Annotated in this window: 2 protein-coding genes; one reads left to right on the top strand and one right to left on the bottom strand. The window is 36.2% G+C overall.

From position 1 onward, the window contains the following. Nucleotides 1–168 precede the first annotated feature (168 nt). Nucleotides 169–423: a sensor histidine kinase gene (locus QTN94_RS19900; protein ID WP_331418799.1), complete on the bottom strand. Its 255-nt coding sequence runs from the start codon at nt 421–423 to the stop codon at nt 169–171. 487 nt (nt 424–910) lie between these two features. Here QTN94_RS19900 and cspE point away from each other — a divergent pair, with 487 nt between their 5' ends. Then, the gene (cspE, locus tag QTN94_RS19895) at nt 911–1,123 is read left to right on the top strand and encodes a transcription antiterminator/RNA stability regulator CspE (RefSeq protein ID WP_138971670.1); all 213 of its coding nucleotides are present in this window, start codon (nt 911–913) and stop codon (nt 1,121–1,123) included. Nucleotides 1,124–1,376 lie beyond the last annotated feature (253 nt).

Here is a 1,376-nt window from a genome sequence, read left to right as displayed (position 1 = left end):
CAACGGTCTTATACCCCACAGCATGCCCTATTGAGTTGTTTATGAGTGACTCAAAGGTTACCTAGCTTGTGCTTTTATATCTATAGTTTGGATATAAAATCAATTGAATAGATATCACATATGTCGTGATAATCTGCTTCTTTCTAAGACAATAAACACACGACAAGGTTATTGATTCGCACTAAAGCGAACGGTAAATTCATTCCAATCGTCTTTTCTTGGTAACAGCTCAATAGATGCGTTGTGCAGTGTCGCGATGTCTTTGCAGATCGCCATTCCAAGCCCCACACCATCTCCTCGATCTGACTGACCTCGATAGAAAACTTCAAACAATCGCTCACGGACTAAAGAAGAAATGCTTTCCCCATTGTCTGACACTTTTACTTCTATCACGCGATTTTGCTCACTCATCACCACACGAATTTCACTGCCTTCTAAACATATATCTTGAGTATTTTATTATGCCGTTACCTTGCTATCTAACTATCATAGGGGTTAATCACCCAGAGTTCAGGTTTACACAATTCAATAAGGGATAAATGAAATCTTGGTTCAAAGTGTAGGCCACTCAATATTCACGACATCTCTTACTCAAGCCAGAGTTGTGCAAATCCAGTTACTTCTACCTGATTCAAGAGAGGAACTCGCACAGGGCTTAACATCTTGCTTGATTTGATGTGTTAACTCATTGATTTTGTTTGATATAAAATTAAATGAAGAAATACATATCTATTATGTGCACATAGTGTATAGTGTCGTCAGCTCAAACGGTGAGCTATTAATAATATATTTAGTTCAAGATCTTCTCAGTTTTTCGATTAAATTCGTCATATCTATCCTGCGATACCTTTTTCTTCATTCCTTATTTAGTAGCTTTCTTTATAATTCATTCAATGTATCGAGATATATTATGTCAAATAAAACAACTGGCTCAGTTAAATGGTTTAACGAAACTAAAGGCTTTGGATTTATCGCTCCTGACAACGGTGGCGCTGATCTATTCGTTCATTTCAAATCAATTGTTAGCGAAGGCTTCAAAACACTAGCTGAAGGTCAAAAGGTATCTTTTGATGTTGAGCAAGGTAGCAAAGGCCCACAAGCTGGTAATGTTACTTTAGTGTAATTTCTTTCTAAAAGATCTCCCTCTTAAGTGGAGATCTTTTTTCTTCAAATTCAATAAGGAGTCAGATGACTCGAAAAAATAATCGAAAGACATATTGGTATTATGTTCTTCGTGAACAGAGAACAATCAAAGGACAAAAACCTAATTGTTCGTTATAAAATTTTGTCTTCATCATGGTGAGATTTCTTGGTCTTCTCCCATACATCAGTTAAACAGCGATGTACTAAAACGTCATATTCTTCCTAGATTAAAT

This window comes from Vibrio sp. M250220, from assembly GCF_036533795.1.
In the GTDB taxonomy this organism is placed as follows: Bacteria; Pseudomonadota; Gammaproteobacteria; order Enterobacterales; family Vibrionaceae; genus Vibrio.
This window is presented reverse-complemented; position numbering and strand designations above follow the sequence as displayed.